The organism is Pseudomonas sp. 3296, from assembly GCF_031456615.1.
GTDB classification, from domain to species: domain Bacteria; phylum Pseudomonadota; class Gammaproteobacteria; order Pseudomonadales; family Pseudomonadaceae; genus Aquipseudomonas; species Aquipseudomonas mucoides.
The window spans coordinates 64,321-88,299 of record NZ_JAVDUY010000008.1; the positions used below are offsets into that span (position 1 = coordinate 64,321).

Annotated in this window: 23 protein-coding genes; 13 read left to right on the forward strand and 10 right to left on the reverse strand. The window is 60.4% G+C overall.

Going from position 1 to position 23,979, the window contains the following annotated elements; genetic code table 11:
- Position 1: 1 nt before the first annotated feature.
- Both J2X66_RS22140 and J2X66_RS22145 read left to right on the forward strand, forming a co-directional pair.
- Positions 2-679 (forward strand): response regulator, encoded by a 678-nt coding sequence (locus J2X66_RS22140; protein WP_310268515.1) that lies wholly within the window; start codon positions 2-4, stop codon positions 677-679.
- Positions 676-2,022: an ATP-binding protein gene (locus J2X66_RS22145; RefSeq protein WP_310268518.1), complete on the forward strand. Its 1,347-nt coding sequence runs from the start codon at positions 676-678 to the stop codon at positions 2,020-2,022. The genes J2X66_RS22140 and J2X66_RS22145 overlap by 4 nt, the downstream gene beginning before the upstream one ends.
- A gap of 137 nt (positions 2,023-2,159) precedes the next feature.
- Here the strand turns inward: J2X66_RS22145 and J2X66_RS22150 are convergent, their stop codons facing one another.
- Entirely contained in the window at positions 2,160-3,158 is a 999-nt protein-coding gene (locus J2X66_RS22150) for an AraC family transcriptional regulator (protein WP_310268521.1), read from the reverse strand.
- 340 nt (positions 3,159-3,498) lie between these two features.
- Between J2X66_RS22150 and J2X66_RS22155 the strand changes: the two genes are divergently transcribed.
- Both J2X66_RS22155 and J2X66_RS22160 read left to right on the forward strand, forming a co-directional pair.
- On the forward strand, positions 3,499-4,833 hold the full coding sequence (locus J2X66_RS22155) for a dicarboxylate/amino acid:cation symporter (RefSeq protein ID WP_027923967.1): 1,335 nt from the start codon (positions 3,499-3,501) through the stop codon (positions 4,831-4,833).
- 144 nt (positions 4,834-4,977) lie between these two features.
- On the forward strand, positions 4,978-6,159 hold the full coding sequence (locus J2X66_RS22160) for a CaiB/BaiF CoA-transferase family protein (protein WP_310268524.1): 1,182 nt from the start codon (positions 4,978-4,980) through the stop codon (positions 6,157-6,159).
- A gap of 21 nt (positions 6,160-6,180) precedes the next feature.
- On the opposite strand, the gene J2X66_RS22165 is transcribed toward J2X66_RS22160, so the two are convergent.
- Both J2X66_RS22165 and J2X66_RS22170 read right to left on the reverse strand, forming a co-directional pair.
- Positions 6,181-6,675 carry a SprT family zinc-dependent metalloprotease gene (locus J2X66_RS22165; protein ID WP_027923969.1) on the reverse strand — a complete coding sequence of 165 codons (495 nt, stop codon included), beginning with the start codon at positions 6,673-6,675 and terminating at the stop codon, positions 6,181-6,183.
- 149 nt (positions 6,676-6,824) lie between these two features.
- The gene (locus tag J2X66_RS22170; RefSeq protein WP_310268528.1) at positions 6,825-7,427 is read right to left on the reverse strand and encodes a Yip1 family protein; all 603 of its coding nucleotides are present in this window, start codon (positions 7,425-7,427) and stop codon (positions 6,825-6,827) included.
- A 279-nt stretch (positions 7,428-7,706) separates the two neighbouring features.
- Here J2X66_RS22170 and ttcA point away from each other — a divergent pair, with 279 nt between their 5' ends.
- Positions 7,707-8,531 (forward strand): tRNA 2-thiocytidine(32) synthetase TtcA, encoded by an 825-nt coding sequence (ttcA, locus tag J2X66_RS22175; protein ID WP_027923970.1) that lies wholly within the window; start codon positions 7,707-7,709, stop codon positions 8,529-8,531.
- Positions 8,532-8,661: 130 nt separating this feature from the next.
- Complete coding sequence (locus tag J2X66_RS22180) at positions 8,662-9,336, forward strand: DNA-3-methyladenine glycosylase I (protein WP_310268531.1); 675 nt, start codon at positions 8,662-8,664, stop codon at positions 9,334-9,336.
- Between the two features lie 88 nt (positions 9,337-9,424).
- Here J2X66_RS22180 and J2X66_RS22185 read toward each other — a convergent pair whose 3' ends face one another.
- The 3 genes from J2X66_RS22185 to arsC are packed head-to-tail and all read right to left on the reverse strand — an operon-like array spanning position 9,425 to position 10,798.
- A complete protein-coding gene (locus tag J2X66_RS22185) occupies positions 9,425-9,850 on the reverse strand; it encodes a DUF2069 domain-containing protein (protein WP_310268534.1) in 426 nt (141 codons plus the stop codon).
- Between the two features lies 1 nt (position 9,851).
- Positions 9,852-10,448: an NAD(P)H:quinone oxidoreductase gene (wrbA, locus tag J2X66_RS22190; protein WP_027923973.1), complete on the reverse strand. Its 597-nt coding sequence runs from the start codon at positions 10,446-10,448 to the stop codon at positions 9,852-9,854.
- A complete protein-coding gene (arsC, locus tag J2X66_RS22195; RefSeq protein WP_310268538.1) occupies positions 10,445-10,798 on the reverse strand; it encodes an arsenate reductase (glutaredoxin) in 354 nt (117 codons plus the stop codon). The genes wrbA and arsC overlap by 4 nt, the downstream gene beginning before the upstream one ends.
- Before the next feature lie 114 nt (positions 10,799-10,912).
- Between arsC and J2X66_RS22200 the strand changes: the two genes are divergently transcribed.
- Complete coding sequence (locus J2X66_RS22200) at positions 10,913-11,380, forward strand: TlpA disulfide reductase family protein (RefSeq protein ID WP_310268541.1); 468 nt, start codon at positions 10,913-10,915, stop codon at positions 11,378-11,380.
- A gap of 80 nt (positions 11,381-11,460) precedes the next feature.
- Here J2X66_RS22200 and J2X66_RS22205 read toward each other — a convergent pair whose 3' ends face one another.
- Positions 11,461-11,865: an META domain-containing protein gene (locus J2X66_RS22205; protein WP_310268545.1), complete on the reverse strand. Its 405-nt coding sequence runs from the start codon at positions 11,863-11,865 to the stop codon at positions 11,461-11,463.
- Positions 11,865-12,299 (reverse strand): hypothetical protein, encoded by a 435-nt coding sequence (locus J2X66_RS22210; protein WP_310268548.1) that lies wholly within the window; start codon positions 12,297-12,299, stop codon positions 11,865-11,867. Before J2X66_RS22210 ends, J2X66_RS22205 begins: the two co-directional genes overlap by 1 nt.
- A gap of 134 nt (positions 12,300-12,433) precedes the next feature.
- Between J2X66_RS22210 and J2X66_RS22215 the strand changes: the two genes are divergently transcribed.
- Positions 12,434-12,841, forward strand: coding sequence for a hypothetical protein (locus tag J2X66_RS22215; RefSeq protein WP_310268551.1), 408 nt, complete (start codon positions 12,434-12,436; stop codon positions 12,839-12,841).
- A 6-nt stretch (positions 12,842-12,847) separates the two neighbouring features.
- On the opposite strand, the gene J2X66_RS22220 is transcribed toward J2X66_RS22215, so the two are convergent.
- The gene (locus J2X66_RS22220; RefSeq protein ID WP_310268553.1) at positions 12,848-13,837 is read right to left on the reverse strand and encodes a 2-hydroxyacid dehydrogenase; all 990 of its coding nucleotides are present in this window, start codon (positions 13,835-13,837) and stop codon (positions 12,848-12,850) included.
- Between the two features lie 102 nt (positions 13,838-13,939).
- Positions 13,940-16,696, reverse strand: coding sequence for a response regulator (locus J2X66_RS22225; protein ID WP_310268557.1), 2,757 nt, complete (start codon positions 16,694-16,696; stop codon positions 13,940-13,942).
- Positions 16,697-16,911: 215 nt separating this feature from the next.
- Here J2X66_RS22225 and J2X66_RS22230 point away from each other — a divergent pair, with 215 nt between their 5' ends.
- From J2X66_RS22230 to relA, 5 genes are all read left to right on the forward strand, one after another.
- Positions 16,912-17,634 (forward strand): response regulator transcription factor, encoded by a 723-nt coding sequence (locus tag J2X66_RS22230; RefSeq protein WP_310268560.1) that lies wholly within the window; start codon positions 16,912-16,914, stop codon positions 17,632-17,634.
- Positions 17,621-19,051 (forward strand): sensor histidine kinase, encoded by a 1,431-nt coding sequence (locus J2X66_RS22235; protein WP_310268563.1) that lies wholly within the window; start codon positions 17,621-17,623, stop codon positions 19,049-19,051. Before J2X66_RS22230 ends, J2X66_RS22235 begins: the two co-directional genes overlap by 14 nt.
- A 204-nt stretch (positions 19,052-19,255) precedes the next feature.
- Positions 19,256-20,158, forward strand: coding sequence for a cysteine synthase CysM (cysM, locus tag J2X66_RS22240; RefSeq protein ID WP_027923983.1), 903 nt, complete (start codon positions 19,256-19,258; stop codon positions 20,156-20,158).
- Positions 20,158-21,510, forward strand: a complete 1,353-nt coding sequence (gene rlmD, locus J2X66_RS22245) for a 23S rRNA (uracil(1939)-C(5))-methyltransferase RlmD (protein ID WP_310268566.1) — start codon at positions 20,158-20,160, stop codon at positions 21,508-21,510. Before cysM ends, rlmD begins: the two co-directional genes overlap by 1 nt.
- A gap of 123 nt (positions 21,511-21,633) precedes the next feature.
- Positions 21,634-23,877 (forward strand): GTP diphosphokinase, encoded by a 2,244-nt coding sequence (gene relA, locus J2X66_RS22250; RefSeq protein ID WP_027923985.1) that lies wholly within the window; start codon positions 21,634-21,636, stop codon positions 23,875-23,877.
- Positions 23,878-23,979 lie beyond the last annotated feature (102 nt).

Genomic DNA, 23,979 nt, shown 5'->3' on the forward strand with positions numbered 1-23,979 from the left:
TATGAAACTGCTGGTCGTCGAAGATGAAGCGCTGTTGCGCCATCACCTGCAAACTCGCCTGACCGAAAGCGGCCATGTGGTCGAATCCGTGGCCAACGCCGAAGAAGCGCTGTACCAGACCGGACAGTTCAACTTTGACCTGGCGGTGATCGACCTCGGCCTGCCGGGCATGGGCGGGCTCGACCTGATCCGTCAACTGCGCGCGCAGGGCAAGACCTTTCCGATCCTGATCCTCACGGCGCGCGGCAACTGGCAGGACAAGGTCGAAGGCCTGGCCGCCGGCGCCGACGATTACGTGGTCAAGCCGTTCCAGTTCGAAGAACTCGATGCGCGCCTGAATGCCTTGCTGCGCCGTTCCAGCGGTTTCACCCAGTCGACTATCGTCGCCGGGCCGCTGCTGCTGGACCTCAATCGCAAGCAAGCTTCCCTTGATGACCAGCCACTCGCGCTGACCGCCTATGAGTACCGGATTCTCGAATACCTCATGCGTCATCATCAGCAAGTGGTGGCCAAGGACCGCTTGATGGAACAGCTCTATCCCGATGACGACGAGCGGGATCCGAACGTCATCGAAGTGCTGGTCGGTCGTCTGCGCCGCAAACTCGAAGGCCCGGCCGGGTTTAAACCGATCGACACCGTGCGCGGCCTCGGCTATCTGTTCAATGAGCGCTGCACTTGATTCGTTCCCTTCGCGTTCGCTTGATGCTCGCCGCCACGCTGTTGGCGGTGTTGTTCATGTTGGCGTTGCTGCCGGCGATGCAGGGCGCGTTCAGCCTGGCATTGCAGGACTCGATCGAGCAACGCCTGGCCTCGGACGTCACCACGCTGATTTCCGCCGCACGGGTTGAAAACAACTCCCTGCAAATGCCGGCTCAATTGCCCGATGAGCGCTTCAACCTGACCGACAGCCGTTTGCTCGGCTACATCTTCGACCGCGAAGGTCATCTGGTCTGGCGGTCGAAGGCCACCGGGCAAGAGCCGATCAACTACAAGCCGCGTTACGACGGCCGCGGCAATGAGTTCGCGCGGATTCGCGAGGCCAATGGGCAGGAATTTTTCGTCTATGACGTCGAAGTCAAACTGCTCGGGGGCAAAAGCGCGGCGTTCAGCATCGTCACGCTGCAACCGGTGCGCGAGTACGAAAACACCCTTGAAGGCCTGCGCGAAAACCTTTACCTCGGTTTCGGCGCGGCCTTACTGGTGCTGCTGTCGCTGCTGTGGATCGGCCTGACCTGGGGCTTGCAGGCGTTGCGCCGGCTTAGCCAGGAACTCGACGAAATCGAAAGCGGCACCCTCGAAAGCCTCAGCGAACAGCACCCGCGCGAACTGCTACGCCTGACCGGCTCTCTCAACCGCTTGCTGCACAGCGAACGTGAACAGCGCAGCCGTTATCGCGACTCCCTCGACGACCTCGCCCACAGCCTCAAAACCCCGCTGACCGTGTTGCAAGGCGTCAGCGAAGACATGGCCCAGCGCCCGGAGAACCGCGAGCAGGCCTGGGTGTTGCAAACCCAGATCGAACGCATGAGCCAACAAATCAGCTATCAACTGCAACGCGCCAGCCTGCGCAAAAGCGGTCTGGTACGCCACCAGGTGCGGCTGCAACCGGTGTTGCAAAGCCTGTGCGACACGCTGGACAAGGTCTACCGCGACAAACGCGTGCGTGTGGCCTTCGATCTGCCGCAGCCGTGTTATGTGCCGATCGAGCAGGGTGCGTTGCTGGAAATGATGGGTAACCTGCTGGAAAACGCCTATCGATTGTGCCTTGGCGAAGTACGTATCAGCGTGCGTGAAACGTTGAGCGGGATTGAATTGTGTGTCGAGGATGATGGGCCGGGTGTGCCGGCAGATCAGCGCGCGCGGATCCTGCAACGGGGCGAGCGGCTGGATCGCCAGCACCCGGGACAGGGGATCGGGTTGGCTGTGGTGAAGGACATTATCGAGAGCTACGGCGCCAAGCTGACGCTGGGGGATTCGCCGATGGGCGGGGCGGCGTTCCGGATTCATTTTCCGGTGGTTTAGGGGGTGGCCTTGCTCGCGATGAGGCCCGCACACAAAATATCTGACAGTCCCCCTTAGCAGTTATTGAGTCAGGTAGACCGTGTCATCGTTCCTCGCGAGCCTGCTCGCGAAGAGGCCAGTCAATTCAACGCAAAAAATCAGTTCTCTTGCGCGCGATAAGCCCCAGGCGTCAACCCGGTCCACTTCTTGAATGCCCGATGAAACGCCGAAGGCTCGGAAAACCCTAGTTGCTCGGCAATCTGCTGTAACGACAGATCCGCCCGGCTCAGGTGATAAATCGCAATGTCCCGCCGCAGCTGATCCTTCAACTCCTGAAAACTCGAGCCTTCCTCACGCAAATGCCGACGCAAGGTCTGCGGGCTGATGTGCATATGTGCGGCTACGGCTTCAAGGTCCGGCCAGCGTGCACTGTCGCGGCTGAGCAAACGGCGCAGCTGGCTGCTCAGGCTGTCGCCGTCATCCGGGCGCGACAGCAGGTCGGCGGGGGAGTGTTCGAGGAAGTGTTTGAGGGTGCGTTCGTCCTGCAACAGCGGCATGTTCAGGTAACGGCTGTGAAACAGCAGGCTGCTCTGCTCGGCGCAAAACACCATCGGGCAGGGGAACAGCAAGTCGTATTCGGCGCCGTGTTCGGGTCTTGGATAACTGAACGTTGCCTGCTCCAGGCGCATGCGCTGGCCGATCAGCCAGCTGCCGAGGCGGTGCCACACCATCAATTGGCTTTCAGTGAGGAAATGGTCCGGGTCCTGGAACTTCGAATCATCGAGGCTCAGGCGGATCATTTCGCCTTCGTGGGCCAGGGTCAGGCGCGGACCATCGGGGAATAAGCTATAAAACAATAAGCCGCGATGCAGTGCCTTTTCCAGATTGCGGCAGTGGATCACGGCGTGGCACATCATGGCGAAGCTCCCGGTTTTACTCGGGACCGGCCCGAAGCCGAGGTATTCGTCGTCCAGTGCCAGCCACAGACCCTGGATCAAACGGGTGAACTGCTCCGGCGCGATACGCGCCCGCGGCTCGTCCAGCAGCTCGGGGCTGATGCCCAGTTGCTGCAACAGGTCTGAATAGTCATAACCCAGCCGGCGCGCGCCACCAAGGGCGGCACGGGCGAAATGACTGGCGATGGTGCGTTCGCGCATAGAAGGCAGGTCCGTCCATTGAACGACGGATGGTAGCCGCGCGGACTGTTAACGAACAAGGCGGATATCCGCCAATTTGCAGGACGAGGTTGGGTGGATGGGCGGAAATCCGCCACATCCGTGTCGCCGGTCGGTGACGAAGAAAAACCTGCAGCCCTTTATGTCAAAAGGCTTGCCGGGATTTCGGCGAAGGTGGCACGCGCCTTGCGATACAACGAGCAGATGCCTGCCGTCGCGCAGCTCGAAAAACAAATCCCTCCAGAAGCAGGAGGGTTCGCAATTCAGGTGTCATGGAACAACAGGTGGATGTTGTCACCAGGCACTCTTGAGGAACTTTGCAATGACGACTCGTCAGCCACTGTATAAATCCCTGTATTTCCAGGTGATCGTTGCCATCATCATCGGCATTTTGATCGGTCACTTCTATCCGCAGGCCGGCGTGGCCCTCAAGCCGCTGGGTGACGGGTTCATCAAACTGATCAAAATGATCATCGCCCCGATCATCTTCTGCACCGTGGTCAGCGGTATCGCCGGCATGCAGGACATGAAATCGGTCGGCAAGACCGGCGGTTACGCGCTGCTGTACTTTGAAATCGTGTCGACCATCGCTTTGCTGGTCGGTCTGGTGGTGGTCAACATCGTCCAGCCGGGCAACGGCATGCACATCGACGTGACCACACTGGACGCTTCCAAAGTGGCTCAGTATGTGGCCGCTGGCGCTGATCAAAGCGTGGTTGGCTTCCTGCTGAACGTAATCCCGAACACCATCTTCGGTGCGTTCGCCACCGGCGATATCCTGCAAGTGCTGATGTTCTCGGTGATCTTCGGTTTCGCTCTGCATCGCCTGGGCTCCTACGGCCGCCCGCTGCTGGACTTCATCGATCGTTTCGCTCACGTGATGTTCAACATCATCAACATGATCATGAAGCTCGCGCCACTGGGTGCCTTCGGCGCCATGGCGTTCACCATCGGCGCCTACGGTGTCGGCTCGCTGGTGCAGCTGGGGCAGTTGATGGCGTGCTTCTACATCACGTGCCTCGTGTTCGTACTGGTCGTGCTGGGCGGTATTGCTCGCGCTCATGGCTTCAGCATTCTCAAAGTCATTCGCTACATCCGTGAAGAACTGCTGATCGTGCTGGGTACTTCTTCTTCGGAATCGGTACTGCCACGCATGCTGATCAAAATGGAACGCCTGGGCGCGCAGAAATCCGTTGTGGGTCTGGTGATCCCGACCGGTTACTCGTTCAACCTCGATGGCACCGCGATCTACCTGACCATGGCGGCTGTGTTCATCGCTCAGGCGACCGACACCCACATGGACATCACTCACCAGATCACTCTGTTGGTGGTGTTGCTGCTGTCCTCCAAAGGCGCTGCTGGCGTGACCGGTAGTGGTTTCATCGTGTTGGCCGCTACCTTGTCCGCCGTCGGGCACTTGCCGGTTGCCGGCCTGGCGCTGATCCTCGGTATCGACCGCTTCATGTCCGAAGCCCGCGCCCTGACCAACCTGGTGGGTAACGCCGTTGCCACCCTGGTCGTGGCCAAGTGGGTCAAGGAACTGGACGTTGACGTGATGCACGCTGAATTGGCTTCGGGCGGTCGCGGTATCTCCGACGAGCGCGTAGAAGACGACTTGGGCGTGGCTGAAGGCCCGACCCCAAGCAACGTCAAGTAACACGCGTTGCAATGAAAAACCCGCTTCGGCGGGTTTTTTCTTGCCCGGGATTTGAGCGTAACGGTCACCTTTGCTGACACTTCGGGTGATTGCTGCAATGCGATCGGCTGCCTAGGCTGGAGACATCGTTCACGGAGATCGCTCATGCTCGGGCCATTGGCATCACTCAAGGTTCTGGATTTTTCGACACTGTTGCCGGGGCCGTTTGCCTCGTTGTTGCTGGCGGACATGGGCGCCGAGGTGTTGCGCATCGAATCGCCGACCCGCATGGATCTGCTGCGGGTGCTACCGCCGCATGATCAGGGTGTTTCCGCGAGTCACGCCTACCTCAATCGGAACAAGCGCAGCCTCGCGTTGGACCTCAAACAACCCGAGGCGCTGGAGGTGATCAAGCAGTTGCTGGCCGACTACGACATCGTGCTGGAGCAGTTCCGTCCCGGCGTTATGGAGCGGTTGGGACTGGGTTATGAAGCCTTGAAGGCGATCAATCCAAAGCTGATCTATGTATCGATCACCGGTTATGGCCAGACCGGCCCTTACAAAGACCGCGCCGGTCACGACATCAACTATTTGGCGTTGGCGGGGCTGGCGAGCTACACCGGTCGCGCCGACAGCGGGCCGCTGCCCTTGGGCATGCAGGTGGCGGATGTCGCCGGAGGCTCGCTGCATGGGGTCATCGGACTGCTCGCGGCGGTCATCGCCCGCCAGCAGACCGGGCAGGGCCAGCACCTGGACGTGAGCATGACTGACTGCGCGTTCAGCCTGAACGCCATGGCCGGCGCCGGGTATCTGGCCTGCGGCGTTGAGCCGGGCAGGGAAGACCAGATGCTCAATGGCGGCAGCTTCTATGACTATTACCGTTCACGGGATGGGCGCTGGTTATCGGTGGGCAGCCTGGAGCCAGCGTTCATGAAGCAACTGTGTACGGCGCTGGGGCTGGAGGAGTTGTCGCCCTTGGGCTTGTCGCCAAAGCCTGCGGACCAGAAAAAGCTCAAGGACGCGTTGAAGACTGAGTTCGAGAAACATGACTTTGATGAGTTGTGTGGGCTGTTTGCTGGACTGGATGCGTGTGTCGAGCCGGTGTTGAGTCTGGGCGAGGCGATTGCGCATCCACAGCTGAAGGCGAGGGAAGTGGTGACTGAGGTTCCGCGAGGGGATGGTTCTACGCAGGCGCAGATGGCGTGTCCGTTGAAGTTTTCGGATGGCTTGCCTGAGCCACGGCATATCGGCGCGGCGCTGGGGCAGCATACGGATCAGGTGTTGGGGGAGTTGGGGTTTAGTGCGCAGCGGATCGAAGATTTGCGGCGTGCCAAGGTGGTTATCTAGCGGCTGACAGGGCCTCAAAGGTTACTCGACCCGCATCTCCCCGCTGAACACCAACGTGCTCCGGCAACGCCGGCACAAATATCGCCGTCCCTGTCTTACCAAACCATGGCGCTGCGCCGAAAACGGAAAATCGCTGTCCGCACATGGGCATTTGTAGATATAGCGCGTCACACTGCGGCGTTTGACGTCATAGGTATGGCAGCGATTAGGTGGCAGTTCGTACACGCCGCGCATGATCAGTTGCCACTCTTCGCCATGCGGCTGGATGCGGTCGCCAAACAGTTGATGAGCGATCAAGTGCGCGACCTCGTGGGCCACGGTCTGCTTGAGGAAGTCTTCGGTGTTTTCCCGGTACAGCTGCGGGTTGAAGCGCAGCAGGTTCTCGTGCAAATGCGCGACACCGGCTTTTTGACCGCGCAGCTTGAGGCTCACCACGGGGCGTTTGAAAGTTCGTTTGAAAAAGGATTCGGCCAGTTGGTAACAGTCTTCGACGCGGGTATTGAGTTGCTCGGGCATGCTTGATGGATCTCCAGAGACGTCGAGTATGCCGCAACCCTGGAGTCTTGCGAATCGCCGAGGCGCCGAATGGTCGTCGCCCCCGACATTAGAAGGCCGCCTTGCGGCGGCCTGTATTGGCAGATCTTGTTTTTGGGTGGAAAGAACCATTAATTCGTATAGACCGGCCCCACGCCGAGTCCCCAGACAATGACTGTGAACGCCATGATGGCCACCAGCACCACCAGGCCTACCGCAAGCACCGAACTTGAAAACAGGAACCCCTCGTCTGATGGAATGTTCATGAAAGTGGGTAGCCCCACGTACAGCAGGTACACCGTGTAGCAGATGGCCGCCGTCCCGACGATCATCCCCAGCCACATGTGTGGGTACAGCGCCGCCAGACCCCCGATGAACAGCGGGGTTGCGGTGTAGGTCGCAAACGCAACGCAACGGGCCAGGCTCGGGTTGGCGTCATAAGTGCGAGCCATCCAGTGGATGAACGCCCCCATGACTGCAACACCGCAGAGCATCGCCACGTAAGACATGATCGTCATCCATAGCGCACTTTCATGCGTCAGCATCACGGGGGCGCGGCTGCCGATTACCCAGCCGACCTGCGTGGTGCCGATAAACGCGGACACGGCGGGGATCGCCGCCAGAATCAGCGTGTGAGTCAGGTACATGTGGCTGATGCTTTCCTCTTGGTCGCCACGGATTTCTTTCCATTCCTGGTCGGGGTGGGTGAAAAGCCCCACTACGTGATGGATCATGCCAGTCACTCCTCTTGTTTTTACCGTCGCCCCCCGGTGGAGCGCCTACAGGCCAAAGTGGCCACGTAAGTAAAGGTCTGGATTTAAATGCGACCTTATGTCGCAGTATAGAAAGGACTTACCCGTACAGGTGATAGGGGCTTAGAGCAAATCGCGCTGTAAAGATCACTGTTAATCGCCGACGGGTCTGTCGACATAAGTCCCTGTGGGGCGCTCGCCACAAGAGCGAAGTTTTTGCGTAAAATGCCGGCCTTTCGTCACACCTCACGGATTCGCGTCATGGGCACTCTCACGGTTAACCAGAACAAACTGCAAAAGCGCCTTCGCCGTCAGGCTGGTGAGGCTGTTGCCGATTTCAACATGATTGAAGACGGCGACAAGGTCATGGTCTGCCTGTCCGGTGGCAAGGACAGCTACACCATGCTCGACGTGCTGATGCACTTGCAGAAGGTCGCCCCGATCAAGTTCGAGATCGTGGCCGTGAACATGGACCAGAAGCAGCCAGGCTTCCCGGAGCACGTGCTGCCGGCCTACCTCAAGGAACTGGGCATCGAGTACCACATCGTCGAGAAAGACACCTACTCGGTGGTCAAGGAACTGATCCCGGAGGGCAAGACCACCTGCTCGCTGTGCTCGCGGCTGCGTCGCGGCACGCTGTACACCTTTGCCGACGAAATCGGCGCGACCAAAATGGCCCTCGGTCATCACCGTGACGACATCGTCGAGACGTTCTTCCTCAACATGTTCTTCAACGGTTCGCTCAAGGCCATGCCGCCTAAGTTGCGCGCCGACGACGGGCGCAACGTGGTGATCCGTCCGCTGGCCTACTGCAACGAAAAAGACATCCAGGCCTATTCGGACTTCAAGCAATTCCCGATCATCCCGTGCAACCTCTGTGGTTCTCAGGAAAACCTGCAGCGTCAGGTGGTCAAGGACATGCTGCAAGACTGGGAACGCAAGACCCCGGGCCGTACCGAAAGCATTTTCCGCAGCCTGCAAAATGTGCAGCCGTCTCAACTGGCGGATCGCAACCTGTTTGATTTCACCAGCCTCAAGATCGACGAAACCGCCGCTTCGCGGTTCGTCAATGTGGTCAACCTCTAATCAGAAACTGTAGGAGCGAGCCTGCTCGCGATAGCGTCGTGTCAGTCGATATCAACGTTGAATGACACACCGCTATCGCGAGCAGGCTCACTCCTGCAATTGTCTTTTGCTTCAACCTCCAGGAGAGGGCATGCGCGATTACAAGTGGCTGCACGAATACTGTCTGAACCGCTTCGGTTCAGCAGCTGAACTGGAAGCCCATCTGCCCGTTCCGAAAACCCCGGCACAATTGCGCAAGATCAGCGACGACCGCTACCTCTCGATCATGGCGCTTCGGGTCTTCCGCGCCGGCCTCAAGCACAGCCTGGTGGACGCCAAGTGGCCGGCCTTCGAAGAAGTGTTCTTCAAGTTCGACCCGGAAAAAGTGGTGCTGATGAGTGCCGAGCACCTCGAACGCTTGATGCAGGATGCGCGAATCATCCGCCACTTGGGCAAGCTCAAGAGCGTGCCGCGCAATGCGCAGTTCATTCTTGACGTCGCGCACGAGAAGGGCAGCTTCGGTGCATTGATTGCCGATTGGCCGGTGACGGATATTGTCGGGCTGTGGACCTACCTGAAAAAGCGCGGCCATCAATTGGGCGGGTTGTCGGCGCCGCGTTTCTTGCGCATGGTCGGCAAGGACACGTTTGTGCCGAGCTACGACGTGGTCGCGGCGTTGAATGCGCAGAAGATCGTCGACAAGGTGCCGACCAGTTTGCGCGATCTGGCCTTGGTGCAGGATGTGTTCAACCAGTGGCATGAACAGAGTGGCGGGCGGGCGATGAGCCAGATTTCGATGATGCTGGCTTACACCGTCAATCATTAAGACCGAGTCGCGGCATTCGCGAGCAGGCTCGCTCCCACAGGGTTCCCGCGGTCCTGGTGGGAGCGAGCCTGCTCGCGACGGCGTCAGATCAGGCGACGGAAATTTCACCTTCACCGGCAAGCTTGCGATTGAGCTGAAACCGCCACCGCACATACAACAATGCCGAGCAAAAGACTGCAAGGCTCGCCCCCATCTCCAGCAACCCAAACAGCTGCCGGTTCGGGTCATACGCCGCCAACGCGCCCTTGATGAAATACAGGTTCACCACAAAACACATCCACGAATGCCCGCGGGCACTGCCGATGATCATCCCTGGCGCCAGCAACAGCAGCGGCACCAGCTCAATCAGCAGAATCACCCATGGCCGCGCGCCATGCAGGTCGGCGAACACCAGGTAGTAGGCGCACAACAGCCCCACCAGACCGAAAAAGCACAGCAGGCTGATGACGCGCATCGCTTGGACCCGCGGTTCGAGCCATTCAATGGACGGCAGAATCTTCGGCTTCTTGGCCACGTCAGTTCCCCAGCTTTTGCGCAGTCTTCGCCAACCGCAGGCCCAAGGCCCGGCACAGCGCCACTTCATGTTCATTCAAACCGCTTTTGCCATCGGCCCCGGCGTGATGACTGGCGCCGTATGGCGTGCCGCCGCCACGGGTTTCCAGCAGCGCCGACTCGCTGTAAGGCAAGCCGGTGATCAGCATGCCGTGGTGCAGCAGCGGCAACATCATCGACAGCAATGTGGTTTCCTGGCCGCCGTGCAGACTCGCCGTGGAGGTGAACACGCCAGCCGGCTTGCCCACCAGCGCGCCGGTCAGCCACAGGTTGCTGGTGCCATCGAGGAAATACTTGAGTGGCGCGGCCATGTTGCCGAAACGGGTCGGGCTGCCCAGGGCCAGGCCCGCGCAGTTCTTCAGGTCGTCGAGGCTGGCGTAAAGCGCGCCTTCGTCCGGAATGTCCGGCGACACCGCTTCGCATTCAGTGGAGATCGCCGGCACGGTGCGCAGGCGCGCTTCCATCCCGGACTGCTCGACGCCACGGGCAATTTGCCGGGCCATTTCATTGGTCGAGCCGCTGCGGCTGTAATACAGAACCAGAATGTACGGCGCGCTCACGGCAGCAACTCCAGGATTTGCTCTGGCGGGCGGCCGATGACGGCTTTGTCGCCGACTTCAAGAATCGGCCGTTCCATGAGTTTCGGGTGCGCCGCGATGGCGGCGATCAATTGCGCTTCGCTCAGGCTGCTGTCCGCCAGGTTGAGGGTTTTGTACTCGTCCTCACCGGTGCGCAGCAGTTGCCGGGCGCTGAGACCGAGCTTGGCCAGCAGGCCCTGGATTTGCGCGGCGTCCAGCGGGGTTTCCAGGTAGCGGACCACGGTCGGGGTCAGGCCACGGGCTTCGAGCAGTTCAAGCGCACCGCGGGATTTCGAGCAGCGCGGGTTGTGATAAAGCGTCAGATCGGTCATGTGCGGGTCGCTTCTTGCGTAAAGTGGCGGCTATTCTAACTGTGCAGCGCGCAATCCAGAACCTCGCGAGGCGATGGGTCGCAGGCGCATTCAATTTTGAACAAGGATCACGACATGACAAGGCGACTGGCAGCGGCATTGGCGATTATCGGGACGTTGATGCTGGGGGGCTGCGGCAATGACTATGGCGTCGATCAGAACGGCCAGAAAGTTGCCTCCGAACGTCTGGATAAACAATGGGTGGTGCTTAATTACTGGGCTGAATGGTGTGGCCCCTGCCGGACCGAGATTACGCAGTTGAACGCGTTGGCCGATCAATTGAAGGACAAGAAGATCGGCGTGTTCGGTGTCAACTTCGACAACGTGCAGGGTGAAGAGCTGAAGAGCGCCAGCGAGAAACTGGGGATCAAGTTCACGGTCCTGGCTTCGGATCCGGCCGATCTTTTTGAATTGCCACGCAGCGAGGCGTTGCCGGTGACGTACATCATCGATAACAAGGGCAAGGTTCGCGAACAACTGATGGGCGAGCAGACGGCGGCGGGGGTGATGGCAAAGCTTGAGGCGTTGCAGGCGGTCAAGTGAGATGACCGCTAAGCCGTAACACGGCTTGTAGCAGCCGGACGCAGGCTGCGCCAGCTGCTACATAGGTTGCTGTGCGTCGATCAACCCTCTTCAAGCCACCAACGCAACGGCTTGCCTTCGGCCGGCCAGAAGCGCATCTGCTCGAGCGGGGAAATGTCCCAGCGCTGCACGCCTTCCAGCGCCTGCAAGAAGCGTTTTTCCTGCTCCATGACCGCTGGCGCGCACAGCTTTCGGGTGCTGCCGATCTGGCCGAAGCTCAGCTTGTCGCCTTCCAGGGTGTATGGCGCGAACCAATGGTTGCAGCCGCCGTTGCCGTAGGCACGGCCGTCGTCACCGAGGGTGATGGTCAGGTGGCTGTAGTCCATCAACGGACGTTCACCGATCCATTCCAGAATGTAGCTACGGTTTTGTTGCAGTTGCACCGGCTCGGCGGCGCAGCCCAGCAGGCTGGCACCGACCAGGGAGGTCAGGGCGAGGCGTTTCATCACGCAGACTCCTGGCATGTCGGGCACAGGTGTTTTTCGCCCACGGTGGTCCAGCCCAATTCGGCAATCCGCGCGTTAGCAGCCGGTTTTTCGGCCTTGTTGCCCAGTTTGGCGTCGACCGCGAATTCAAAGCTCAAGGCTTTGGCGCAGCTGTTGCAATTGACTTCCCAGGTGTGGATCCTCAACTCGCCGAACACCGGGCCACTGCTCACCGCGACCCATTGGCCGGGCGGGTTGATCAAGTGGCGAACCGTTTCAACGGTCAGGCGCATGGACAAGTCCTTGCTGCCTTTGAGGGTCACTACCAGCACGTCGCCAATCCGGATCGAGCCGCCGTTGCCGGTGACTTGATAACGCCCCGGCACGAGGGCCCGGCATTCGGTAAGGGTGTGTTGCGGGCTCATCAGGGTGTAGCGGAAATCGTGTTCGACCATGGGTCCTCCAAATATGCGCGGTATGCTATCACGGGCCTGCACGCAGCATGGGGCGGGGAGATGACCTTCGATCAGGTTCAAAAAAACTGTCGACTCATGGCACACTGCCGCTTTTACACCTTTAGGGAACGGACATGGCGTTAATCGAATGTTATGAGTGCAAGCAAAGCATCAGTTCTACGGCGCCTGCTTGTATTCATTGCGGTGCACCGGCGGCAACGGTGCAAGCGGCCACTTCGACAGTAGCGCCCGTGCAGGCACCGATTTCTTTCGGGCGTTTGCCGGAGGATGAGAAAGTGGCCCGGGTGACTCCAGCCGCGTTCGGACGCAAACGAAAAACCCAGGTGGAAGCCGACGTTTCAGCACCGGCTCCGACACCCACGCTGAACGGGACGCGACCGGTAGAACTCTGGCTGAAGCTGATGATTTTCTTCCTCCCGCCGTTTTTTGTCTGGTTCCTGCTGCGTCGCGGGCATTCAATGGGGCAGCGCTTGCTCGGTTTCGGCTGGCTGGGCCTGATGATCCTCTTGTCCAAAGCCTGAGAAAAATCAGCCCTCGACCCGGTTCTGCGGCGTTCCGGCGCCCCAGGCGACGATGTTCTGCAAGGTCGTCGCGGCAATCGCGCCCAGGGCTTCGCGGGTCAGGAAGGCCTGGTGCGCGGTGATGATCACATTCGGAAAGGTCAGCAGCCGCGCCAGCACATCGTCCTGTAGCGGCAGGTCCGAGCGGTCCTCGAAAAACAGCTGAGCCTCTTCTTCATACACATCCAGCCCCAGATAACCCAATTGGCCGTCCTTCAAGGCGTCGATCAGCGCCGGTGTGTCCACCAGACCGCCACGCCCGGTGTTGATCAGCATCGCGCCCGGTTGCATGTGCGCCAGTGATTCGCGGTTGATCAGGTGTTTGCTCTGCTCGTTGAGCGGGCAATGCAGGCTGATGATCTGCGACTGCGCCAGCAGTTCCGGCAAACTCAGGTAGCGGGCGCCAAGGGCTTCGACTTGCGGATTGGGGAACGGATCGTAGGCGAGCAACTGGCAGCCGAAACCGTTCATGATCTTGGCGAACGTTGCGCCGATCTGCCCTGTGCCGACCACGCCGACGGTCTTGCCCACCAGGTCGAAGCCGGTCAGCCCGTGCAGGCTGAAATCGCCTTCGCGGGTGCGGTTGTAGGCCCGGTGCAAGCGGCGGTTGAGCGCCAGGATCAACGCAACCGCGTGTTCAGCCACAGCGTGCGGGGAATAAGCCGGGACGCGCACGATTGCAAGGCCCAGACGTTTCGCCGCCGCCAGGTCGACATGGTTGTAACCGGCCGAGCGCAGGGCAATCAAGCGTGTACCGCCCGCGGCAAGACGTTCCAGCACCGGGGCGCTGAGGTCGTCATTGATGAAGGCGCAGACCACATCGTGTTGTTCTGCCAGCGCCACGGTATCGAGGCTCAGCCGCGCCGATTGAAAGTGCAGTTCGATGCCGGCGGGCAGCTCGGCGCCCAGGAAACTGTCACGGTCGTAGGTCTGGCTGCTGAAAAGAATCGTGCGCATGAGTCCTCCTGGATAACTCGGTCAACGCTTTATGTAGCAACCTTCGGCAACTGCTACCTAAGGCAGCTTAGCGTTGATGGTGATCATCGCCGTTGCGCTGCATCAAGCGTTGATGCGGGCATGCGCGGCCAGGCGATTGATCGCTCGGTCGAGGTCTTCCAGCGCACCGGGGGCTTTCGGGTCCTGTTGCTTGAGCAGGGTTTCACTGCGTTGACAGGCCGCACGCAGTTGCGGGACACCGCAATAACGGGTCGCCCCGTGCAAGCGGTGGACGCGTTCGATCAACGCATTCTGGTCGTTGCTTTCCCGGGCGATGCGAATGGCTTCGCGGTCGGCTTCAAGCGAGGCCAGCAACATCGCCAGCATGTCTGCCGCCAGATCCGCCTTCCCCGCGGCCAGGCGTAAACCTTCTTCGGGGTCGAGCACCAGCAAATCATGCCCGCCACCGTGGCTTTCGTTGGCACGGTCCGGCCCATGGTTGCGCAACGCCAGACCTGTCCACTTCAGCACCACCTGCGCCAGTTGCCGCTCGCTGATGGGTTTGGTCAGGTAATCGTCCATGCCGCTTTGTAGCAGTGCGCGTTTTTCATTGGCCATGGCGTGAGCGGTGAGGGCGACGATCGGCAGCGGAGTGCAATGCCGCTCGCTTTCCCACTGGCGAATCGCTTCGGTGCTTTGACGCCCGTCCATGCCGGGCATTTGCACGTCCATCAATACCAGGTCGAAGGTTTCGTTCTGCACCGCTTTGACCGCCGCGTAACCGCTTTCAACTGCAAGCACCTTGGCACCCATGTCTTCGAGCAGGGTTTGCACCAGCAACAGGTTGGCAGGGTTGTCGTCGACGCACAGTACTTTCGGCGCACGACTCGAGACCGGTTCGCCGGGTTCGCTGCGCTGCTGGCGCGGGTTGACCAGGTCGGACAAGGCCCGACGCAGTTTTCGGGTGCAGGCCGGTTTGGCCTGAAGCTGACTGTGCGGGTTCGGCACCGAGAGATGGAACAGCGTCTGTTCGGTGGTCGGGCACAGCACCAGGACTTTGCAGCCCAGGTGTTCGAGGTCCCAGATGTGCTGGTTGAGCCGCTCCGGCGGCATGTCGTTGCTGGTGATGCCGAGCACCGCCAGGTCGATGGCCTGATCGGTCTGATGCGCGCCGGTCACGCCATTGGCCAGGCTTTCCAGGGTATTGAACGGCGTGACGCTCAGGCCGCAATCTTCCAGTTGATGCTGCAATGCCTGCCGCGCCAGTTCATGGTTTTCCAGCACCGCCACGCGGCGCCCGAGCAGGGGAGCGCCGGGCAGGTCTTCGGCGTCGTCGCGGGTCTTGGGCAGGCTCAGGCTGATCCAGAACTCCGAACCTTCGCCCGGCGTACTGTCGACGCCAATCTCGCCCCCCATCTGTTCAATCAGTCGCTTGGAAATCACCAGCCCCAGCCCCGTGCCGCCGGGTTGCCGAGACAACGAATTGTCGGCCTGGCTGAAAGCCTGGAACAGCGCGCGTACGTCCTGACTCGACAGGCCGATGCCGGTGTCCTGGATGCTGATGCGCAGTTGCACGCTGTCTTCGTGTTCTTCTTCGAGCATGGCGCGGGCGACGATGGTGCCTTCGCGGGTGAACTTGATCGCGTTGCTGACCAGATTGGTGAGGATCTGCTTGAGTCGCAGCGGATCGCCCACCAACGACAACGGCGTGTCGCGATAGACCAGACTCACCAGTTCCAGCTGTTTTGCGTGGGCGGCGGGGGCGAGGATGGTCAGGGTGTCCTGCAGCAAGTCGCGCAGGTTGAACGGAATGTTGTCGAGCACCAGTTTGCCGGCCTCTATCTTCGAGAAATCGAGGATCTCGTTGATGATCCCCAGCAAGCTGTCGGCAGACTTTTCGATGGTGCCCAGGTAGTCGAGCTGACGCGGCGTCAGTTCGCTTTTTTGCAGCAGGTGGGTGAAGCCGAGAATGCCGTTGAGCGGCGTGCGGATTTCATGGCTCATGTTGGCCAGGAACTCGGATTTGATCCGGCTCGCTTCCAGGGCTTCCTTGCGCGCCAGGTCCAGCTCGATGTTCTGGATCTCGATGGTTTCCAGATTCTGACGCACGTCTTCAGTGGCCTGATCGACACTGTGCTGCAATTCTTCCTGGGCGTTTTGCAGGGTGCCGGCCATGCGGTTGATGCCGGATGCCAGTTCATCCAGTTCCTGGCTGCCGAGCGGCGGCAGGCGGGTTTCCAGATGACCGTCCTTGAGTTGCGCCACCGCCAGTTTGATCTGGCTGATCGGCCGATTGATGGTCCGGCCCATGCGCAGGGCCAGTAGCGCCGCACCGGCCAGACCGGCAGCAATCATCATCAGGCTGGCAAACAGGCTGCGGTAACCGCGCAGCAACATGCCGCTGTGCGACAGCTCGAGTTCGACCCAGCCCAGCAGACGGTCGGCTTCATCGGGAATCAAGTCGCCGGCCAGGTTGCGGTGTTTGCCGAACACCGGCAGCAGGTAACGCGTCGCATCGTTGCCGCTGCGGCGCAACATCTTCGAACCGTCGCCCAGCGGCGGCGCCTGATTGAGCATGGTCGGGCCGGCGTGGGCTACCGGTGTGCGGTCGGGGGCGAGGAAGGTCACTGCGCGCACGTCGGCTGTTTCCAGCGACTGGGTGGCGATGCGCTCCAGCAGCTCATTGTCCTTGTGCGCCATGGCCGGGGCCACCAGCGGTGCCAGCTGCTCGGCGATCATCTCGCCGCGCTGCATCAGTTGGGATTGCAGGTCGGATTGCTGCATCCAGGTGAAATAGCCGCCCAGGACCAGGGCCATCAGAGTGGTCGGCAACAGGGTCAGCAACAGCACGCGGCCTTTAATTCCCAGTTTCTTGAGCACGCATCTCTCCTGCATCCAGCGATTGATTGACCTGCGGGTACATCCGGTACGCGCCATCAGGGCAGTGTAGCGATTTGCAGGCAGGCAATCTTCGTAAAATTAATGTCGTCATTCGTCGGTCTGCGAGCTGCTTTTGTGTCTTGGGCAAACCTTGGGTTGCCCATCGGCAGGCAATCTTGAATAATCGCTCAACTGAGAATTATTTGCAGATACTGATGACTCCCATCCCGATTGGCCATCCCCGAATCCTTTCCATCGAAGACGACCTTGTGCTCGGTGCCTATGTGCACGAGCATTTGGGTCGTTGCGGTTTTCAGGTGACCTGGTGCCAGAACGGTCAGGAAGGCCTGGCCATCGCGCGCCAGCAAGCGTTCGATGTGGTGTTGATGGATATCCTGCTGCCGGGCCTGGACGGGCTCAATGTGTTGACGCAGTTACGTCAGAGCCATGCCACGCCCGTGGTGCTGATGTCGGCATTGGGTGCCGAGGAGGATCGCATCAGCGGCTTTCGTCTGGGCGCCGATGACTACCTGCCAAAACCCTTCAGCATGGCCGAGTTGCGCGTGCGCATCGAAGCGATCCTGCGTCGGGTGGCGCTCGACCGTCGACCGGCGCCGCAGCCGTTGGCCTGCGAGGCGCACAGCCTGCGTTTTGACGATGAGTTGTGTGAGGTTTTCCATGGCGAGCACGCCGCCGGCCTGACTCGCAGCGAATATCGGTTGCTGGAAACGCTCAACCGCAATGGCGATGAAGTGTTGAGCAAAGCCTTCCTGTATCAGCATGTGCTGCAACGGGGTTACGCCGCCCATGACCGCAGCCTCGACATGCACATCAGTCAGATCCGCCGCAAGCTCAAGGGCATCGGCTACACCGAACGAGAAGTGCGTACGGTCTGGGGCAAGGGTTACGTCCTGAGTGCTGCCGATGAAATGGTCTGACCTGCCGGGACGTCACTCGCTGTTCTGGAAACTTGCCTGTTTGTTGGTAGCGTTTTGTCTGCTGATGATCTGGCTGAGCTGGTCGTGGGGGCGGTACATGGAACAGAAAAACCTGTTCTTGTCCGAAGAGGCCCGGATCACGCTGACCCGCTACGCCGCCGAAGCCGAGCAAGCCTGGAATCAGCACCAGAGTGCAGGCGTCGATGTCTGGCTGCAGGGTATCGGCAAGCGCGAGAGATCCTGGGTCGGTGTCATCGGCGCTGACTTGCAGTCGTTGAGCAGCTATCCGCTGACGGATAAAGAAATTCAGCGCCTGACTTTTTTGCGTGGGCTGGATTGGCCAACGAGTCGCCACACCAGGGGCTTGCCATGGTTGAGAATCCCTTTTCCCAACGACCCGGCGGCCGGCAGCCTGGTGATCGAGTTGCCCCAACGTTTTGTACCGGGGCAATACCGGTTGATCTGGCGCGTGATCACCAACGGCATCATTCCGGGAATGTTCACACTGTTGTTGTGTGTCGGTCTGTATCGACTGCTGGTCGTGCCCTTGAACAGTCTTCGTGAACAGGCCAACGCCTGGCGCGCGGACCAATTGAACGTGCGCCTGTCGAGCAGCACCACCAATCGTTCGGATGAACTCGGCGAGCTGGGCAGGGCCTTCGATCACATGTCCGAGCGCCTGCAAAGCACCGTGGCCTTGCAGCAACAATTGCTGCGCGACCTGTCCCACGAACTGCGCACACCGTTGAGCCGCTTGCGGGTGGCCAGCGAAAGCGAGCAGGGGTTGACGGCGTTGCGCGAGCGTATCGGGCGGGAGGTCGATGGCATGCAGCGTCTGGTTGAGGACACGCTGCAGTTGGCCTGGCTCGATACCGAGCGTGCGCCGTTGCCTGACGAAGCGATTCAGGTCCAGGCCTTGTGGGAAATGCTCACGGAAAATGCCTGCTATGAAAGCGGCTGGCCGGGCAGTCAATTGCGCTGCACGGTGGACTCGTCGTGCTGGGTGCGCGGCAACCTCAACACCCTGGCGCAGGCGCTGGAAAACATCCTGCGCAACGCCATTCGTCATTCGCCTGAGGGTGGTGTGGTGAGTCTGGGCGGGCAACGTGATGGCGATTTCTGGCATGTGTGGCTGGAAGATAAAGGTGGCGGGGTGGCAGAGGCTGATCTTGAGCGGATCTTCTGCCCCTTCATTCGGCTCGACGGTTCGCGACCGGGGGATGGCGGGTTCGGGTTGGGGTTGAGCATTGCGAGGAATGCGGTGCGGCGTCAGGGTGGACAGTTGTGGGCTGAGAACACTGGGGTTGGGTTGCGGCTGAATATGCGGTTGGTGGCTGAAGTTGAGGGTGTGAGTGATGACGCCATCGCGGGCAAGCCCGCTCCCACACTGGATGTGTGTCACCCGCATAAGGCGTGATCGTCCTCTAACCCTGTGGGAGCGGGCTTGCCCGCGATGAGGCCATCCCAGCCACCCGTCACAAATTAACCAGTCGGCATAAAGGAGTGACCAGAATTTCACTGCTTATTCCCATAAGCCATAAGCACCGCACTTTGCGTGATATGGCCTGCGAACGTTTGCCGGTATGATAGGCGCCCCCGCAGTCTGGATTGCGAATACGCCATGACCTTGCAGTACCCAACCATCGCCGATTGCGTCGGCAACACTCCGCTGGTCCGTTTGCAGCGCCTGCCCGGTGCCACCAGCAACACCCTTTTGCTCAAGCTCGAAGGGAATAACCCGGCGGGTTCGGTCAAGGACCGACCGGCGCTGTCGATGATCACTCGCGCCGAGTTGCGCGGGCAGATCCACGTCGGCGATACGTTGATCGAAGCGACCTCGGGTAACACCGGTATTGCGTTGGCGATGGCCGCCGCGATCAAGGGTTACAAGATGATCCTGATCATGCCGGACAACTCCAGCGCCGAACGTAAAGCCGCGATGACGGCTTATGGTGCCGAGCTGATCCTGGTCACCCAGGAAGAAGGTATGGAAGGCGCCCGCGACCTCGCTCAGCGGATGGAAGCCGAAGGCCGTGGCAAGGTGCTGGACCAGTTCGCCAACGGGGATAACCCGCAAGCGCACTACACCACCACCGGCCCGGAAATCTGGCGTCAGACCGAGGGCTCCATCACCCATTTCGTCAGTTCGATGGGCACCACCGGTACCATCATGGGGGTCTCTCGCTATTTGAAAGAACAGAACGAAGGCGTGCAGATCATCGGCCTGCAACCGATGGAAGGCTCGGCGATTCCGGGCATCCGTCGCTGGCCGCAGGAATACCTGCCGAAGATTTATCAGGCGGATCGTGTCGACCGTATTGTCGACATGGCGCAAAGTGAAGCCGAGGACGTGACCCGTCGTCTGGCCCGCGAAGAAGGCATCTTCTGTGGCGTGTCTTCGGGCGGCGCCGTGGCGGCGATGCTGCGCCTGTCCAAAGAAGTTGAAAACGCGGTGATCGTCGCGATCATTTGCGACCGTGGCGACCGTTATTTGTCGACCGGCATTTTCGACGCGCCTAACTGATGGCCAAGCACGAGAGAGGCCTGCGCTTCCAACCCACGGGCGGCAGCAAGGCCCCACAAATCCCGACCGGCAAAAAGCAGCGCTTGAGCATCGAGCGCCTGGCCAATGACGGTCGCGGTATCGCTTTTTTCGAAGGTCGCACCTGGTTCGTCATCGGCGCCTTGGCCGGTGAAGACGTCGAGGCACGAGTATTGGGCGCCCACGGCAAAGTGGTCGAGGCGCGCACCGAGCGCGTATTCCAGGCCAGCGAACTGCGTCGCCCGGCACCGTGCCCGCATGCCGGTCGCTGTGGCGGCTGCAGCGTGCAACATTTGCCTCATTCTGAACAACTCGCCCTGAAACAACGCATGCTTGCCGAGCAACTGTCCAAGGTCGCCGGTGTCGAACCGCAAGAGTGGGCAGCGCCGTTGAGCGGTCCGGAATTCGGTTACCGTCGTCGCGCCCGTGTGGCGGTGCGTTGGGACATGAAAGCGAAAAAACTCGAGGTCGGTTTCCGCGCAGCGGGCAGTCAGGACATCGTCGCGATCAACGAATGCACGGTGCTGGTACAGCCCTTGCAACCGATCATGACCGGCTTGCCGGAGATGCTCCGTCGCTTGAGCAAACCTCAAGCGCTGGGGCATGTGGAATTGTTCAGCGGTTCGTCATTGGCCGTGTTGCTGCGGCACATGGCGCCGTTGTCTGACGCCGACATGGCCATCCTCAAGGATTTCTGCGCCGTCCATGAAGCCCAATTGTGGCTGCATGGGGACGGTGAACCGCAACCGGTCGAGGCCGATGCGTCGCTGGGTTATCGCCTGGAGCAGTGGGACCTGGAATTGGCCTACCGGCCGGGGGATTTCATTCAGGTCAATGCCGGGGTCAACGAAGCGATGATTGCCCAGGCGCTGGACTGGCTGAAACCGCAAGCGGATGAGCGGGTTCTGGATTTGTTTTGTGGCTTGGGTAACTTTGCCTTGCCGCTGGCCAAGGCCGTTCGCGAAGTGGTCGCGGTGGAAGGTGTACAGGCCATGGTCGAGCGCGCCGCTGCGAACGCGGCTAGTAATAATCTGCATAACGCGAAGTTTTTTCAGGCCGATTTATCCCAGCCTTTGACCGACGCCGAATGGGCGCGCGAAGGCTTTTGTGCGGTACTCTTGGACCCACCGCGTGATGGTGCTTTCGAGGCCGTGCGCAAGCTGGCGTCCTTGGGCGCCAAGCGGTTGGTGTACGTGTCGTGCAACCCGGCAACGCTGGCGCGCGACACGGTTGAATTGATCAAGCAGGGCTACCGGTTAAAACGTGCCGGGATTCTCGATATGTTTCCTCAAACGGCACATGTCGAGGCCATGGCGTTATTTGAAGCGAGCTAGGACGGCTCGTCTGGTCCGACTGTCCCGCCCGTGCAGCGCTCGCATGAGCCCCGCGAGCGCAAGCGGGCAACGAAGGTCAGCGATTTGACGCATTGAATCTGCGTCGTAGGGAAGGTAAGCAAGATGGTACAGGTGAGAGCACACCAGCCGATCAATACAGACGGCAGTATCAATCTCGAGGCTTGGCTCGATCATGCGGTCAGTGTCGATCCGGCACTGGATCGCGAAGCCTTGAAGGAAGCGTGCGAGTTCGCTCGTACGTCTGAACAGCAGGCCAATGCGGCGAAGAATCTCTGGTCCGAAGGGACGTCGAGTTTCCGCACGGGCCTTGAGATCGCCGAGATTCTCGCCGACCTCAAACTCGATCAGGATTCACTGGTCGCCGCGATCTTGTACCGTGGCGTGCGCGAAGGGCAGATCCTGTTGCCTGCGATCAGCCAGCGCTTCGGCCCGGTGGTGGCCAAGCTTATCGACGGCGTGCAGCGCATGGCGGCGATCAGCGACAGCCTGAGCCCGCGTAAATCCCTGGTGCTGGGCACTCAGGGCCAGGTCGAAAACCTGCGCAAAATGCTGGTCGCCATGGTCGACGACGTTCGCGTCGCGCTGATCAAACTGGCTGAACGCACCTGCGCGATTCGAGCGGTGAAAACCGCTGACGACGAAAAACGCAATCGCGTCGCCCGTGAAGTCTTCGACATCTATGCGCCTCTCGCGCACCGTCTCGGTATCGGTCACATCAAGTGGGAACTGGAGGATTTGTCCTTCCGTTACCTTGAGCCTGACCAGTACAAACAGATCGCCAAGTTGCTGCATGAACGGCGTCTGGATCGCGAACGTTTCATCGCTGACGTGATGAGCCAGCTGAAGAATGAATTGCAGGCCACCGGCGTCGATGCCGACATCAGTGGCCGGGCCAAACACATCTATTCGATCTGGCGCAAAATGCAGCGCAAGGGTCTGGAATTCAGCCAGATCTACGACGTTCGCGCCGTTCGCGTGCTGGTGCCGGAAATGCGCGATTGCTACACCGCGCTCGGCATTGTCCACACCCTGTGGCGGCACATTCCCAAAGAATTCGACGACTACATCGCCAACCCGAAAGAGAACGGCTACCGCTCGCTGCACACCGCGGTGATCGGCCCCGAGGGCAAGGTGCTGGAAGTGCAGATCCGCACCCACGCCATGCACGAGGAAGCCGAGCTGGGCGTTTGCGCGCACTGGCGCTACAAGGGCACCGACGTCAAATCCGGCTCCAACCACTACGAAGAGAAAATTTCCTGGCTGCGTCAGGTCCTCGAGTGGCACGAAGAACTGGGTGATATCGGCGGCCTGGCGGAACAGTTGCGGGTCGATATCGAGCCGGACCGGGTCTACATCTTCACCCCGGACGGTCACGCCATCGACCTGCCCAAAGGCGCGACGCCGCTGGACTTTGCGTACCGCGTGCACACCGAAATCGGCCATAACTGCCGTGGCGCGAAGATCAACGGCCGGATCGTGCCGCTCAACTACAGCCTGCAAACCGGTGAACAGGTCGAGATCATCACCAGCAAGCACGGCACCCCGAGCCGCGACTGGCTGAACCCGAACCTGGGTTACATCACCACCTCGCGGGCACGGGCGAAGATTGTCCACTGGTTCAAGTTGCAGGCGCGTGACCAGAACGTCGCGGCCGGTAAAACCCTGCTTGAGCGCGAACTCAATCGTCTGGGCCTGCCGGCGGTGGACTTCGACAAGCTGGCCGACAAGGCCAACATGAAGACCGCCGAGGACATGTTCGCCGCCCTGGGCGCCGGAGATCTGCGCCTGGCGCAACTGGTGAACCTGGCGCAGCAACTGGTCGAGCCGGAGCGCGGCAACGAGCAGCTGGAGCTGATCCCGCGCAAAGCCACCGGCTACAAACCGGGCAAGCGTGGCGACATTCAGATCCAGGGCGTCGGCAACCTGATGACGCAAATGGCCGGCTGCTGCCAGCCGTTGCCGGGGGATGCCATCGTCGGTTACATCACCCAGGGCCGCGGCGTGAGCATTCACCGCCAGGACTGCGCCTCGGTGCTGCAACTGGGCGGGCGCGAGCCAGAGCGGATCATCCAGGTCAGCTGGGGGCCGGTGCCGGTGCTCACTTATCCGGTGGACATCGTCATCCGCGCCTACGACCGCTCCGGCTTGCTGCGTGACGTGTCGCAGGTGCTGCTCAACGAGCGGATCAACGTGCTGGCGGTCAACACCCGCTCGAACAAAGAGGACAACACCGCGTTGATGTCCCTGACCATCGAGATTCCGGGGCTGGATGCGTTGGGGCGGTTGTTGGGGCGGATTTCCCAGTTGCCGAACATCATCGAAACCCGCCGTAACCGGACGCCTTGAGATGATCAATGCAGGAGAGAACCTGATCGCGATAGCGGTGTATCTGTCACGATTAATGTCGACTGACACGCCCCCATCGCGAGCAGGCTCACTCCTGCAAGG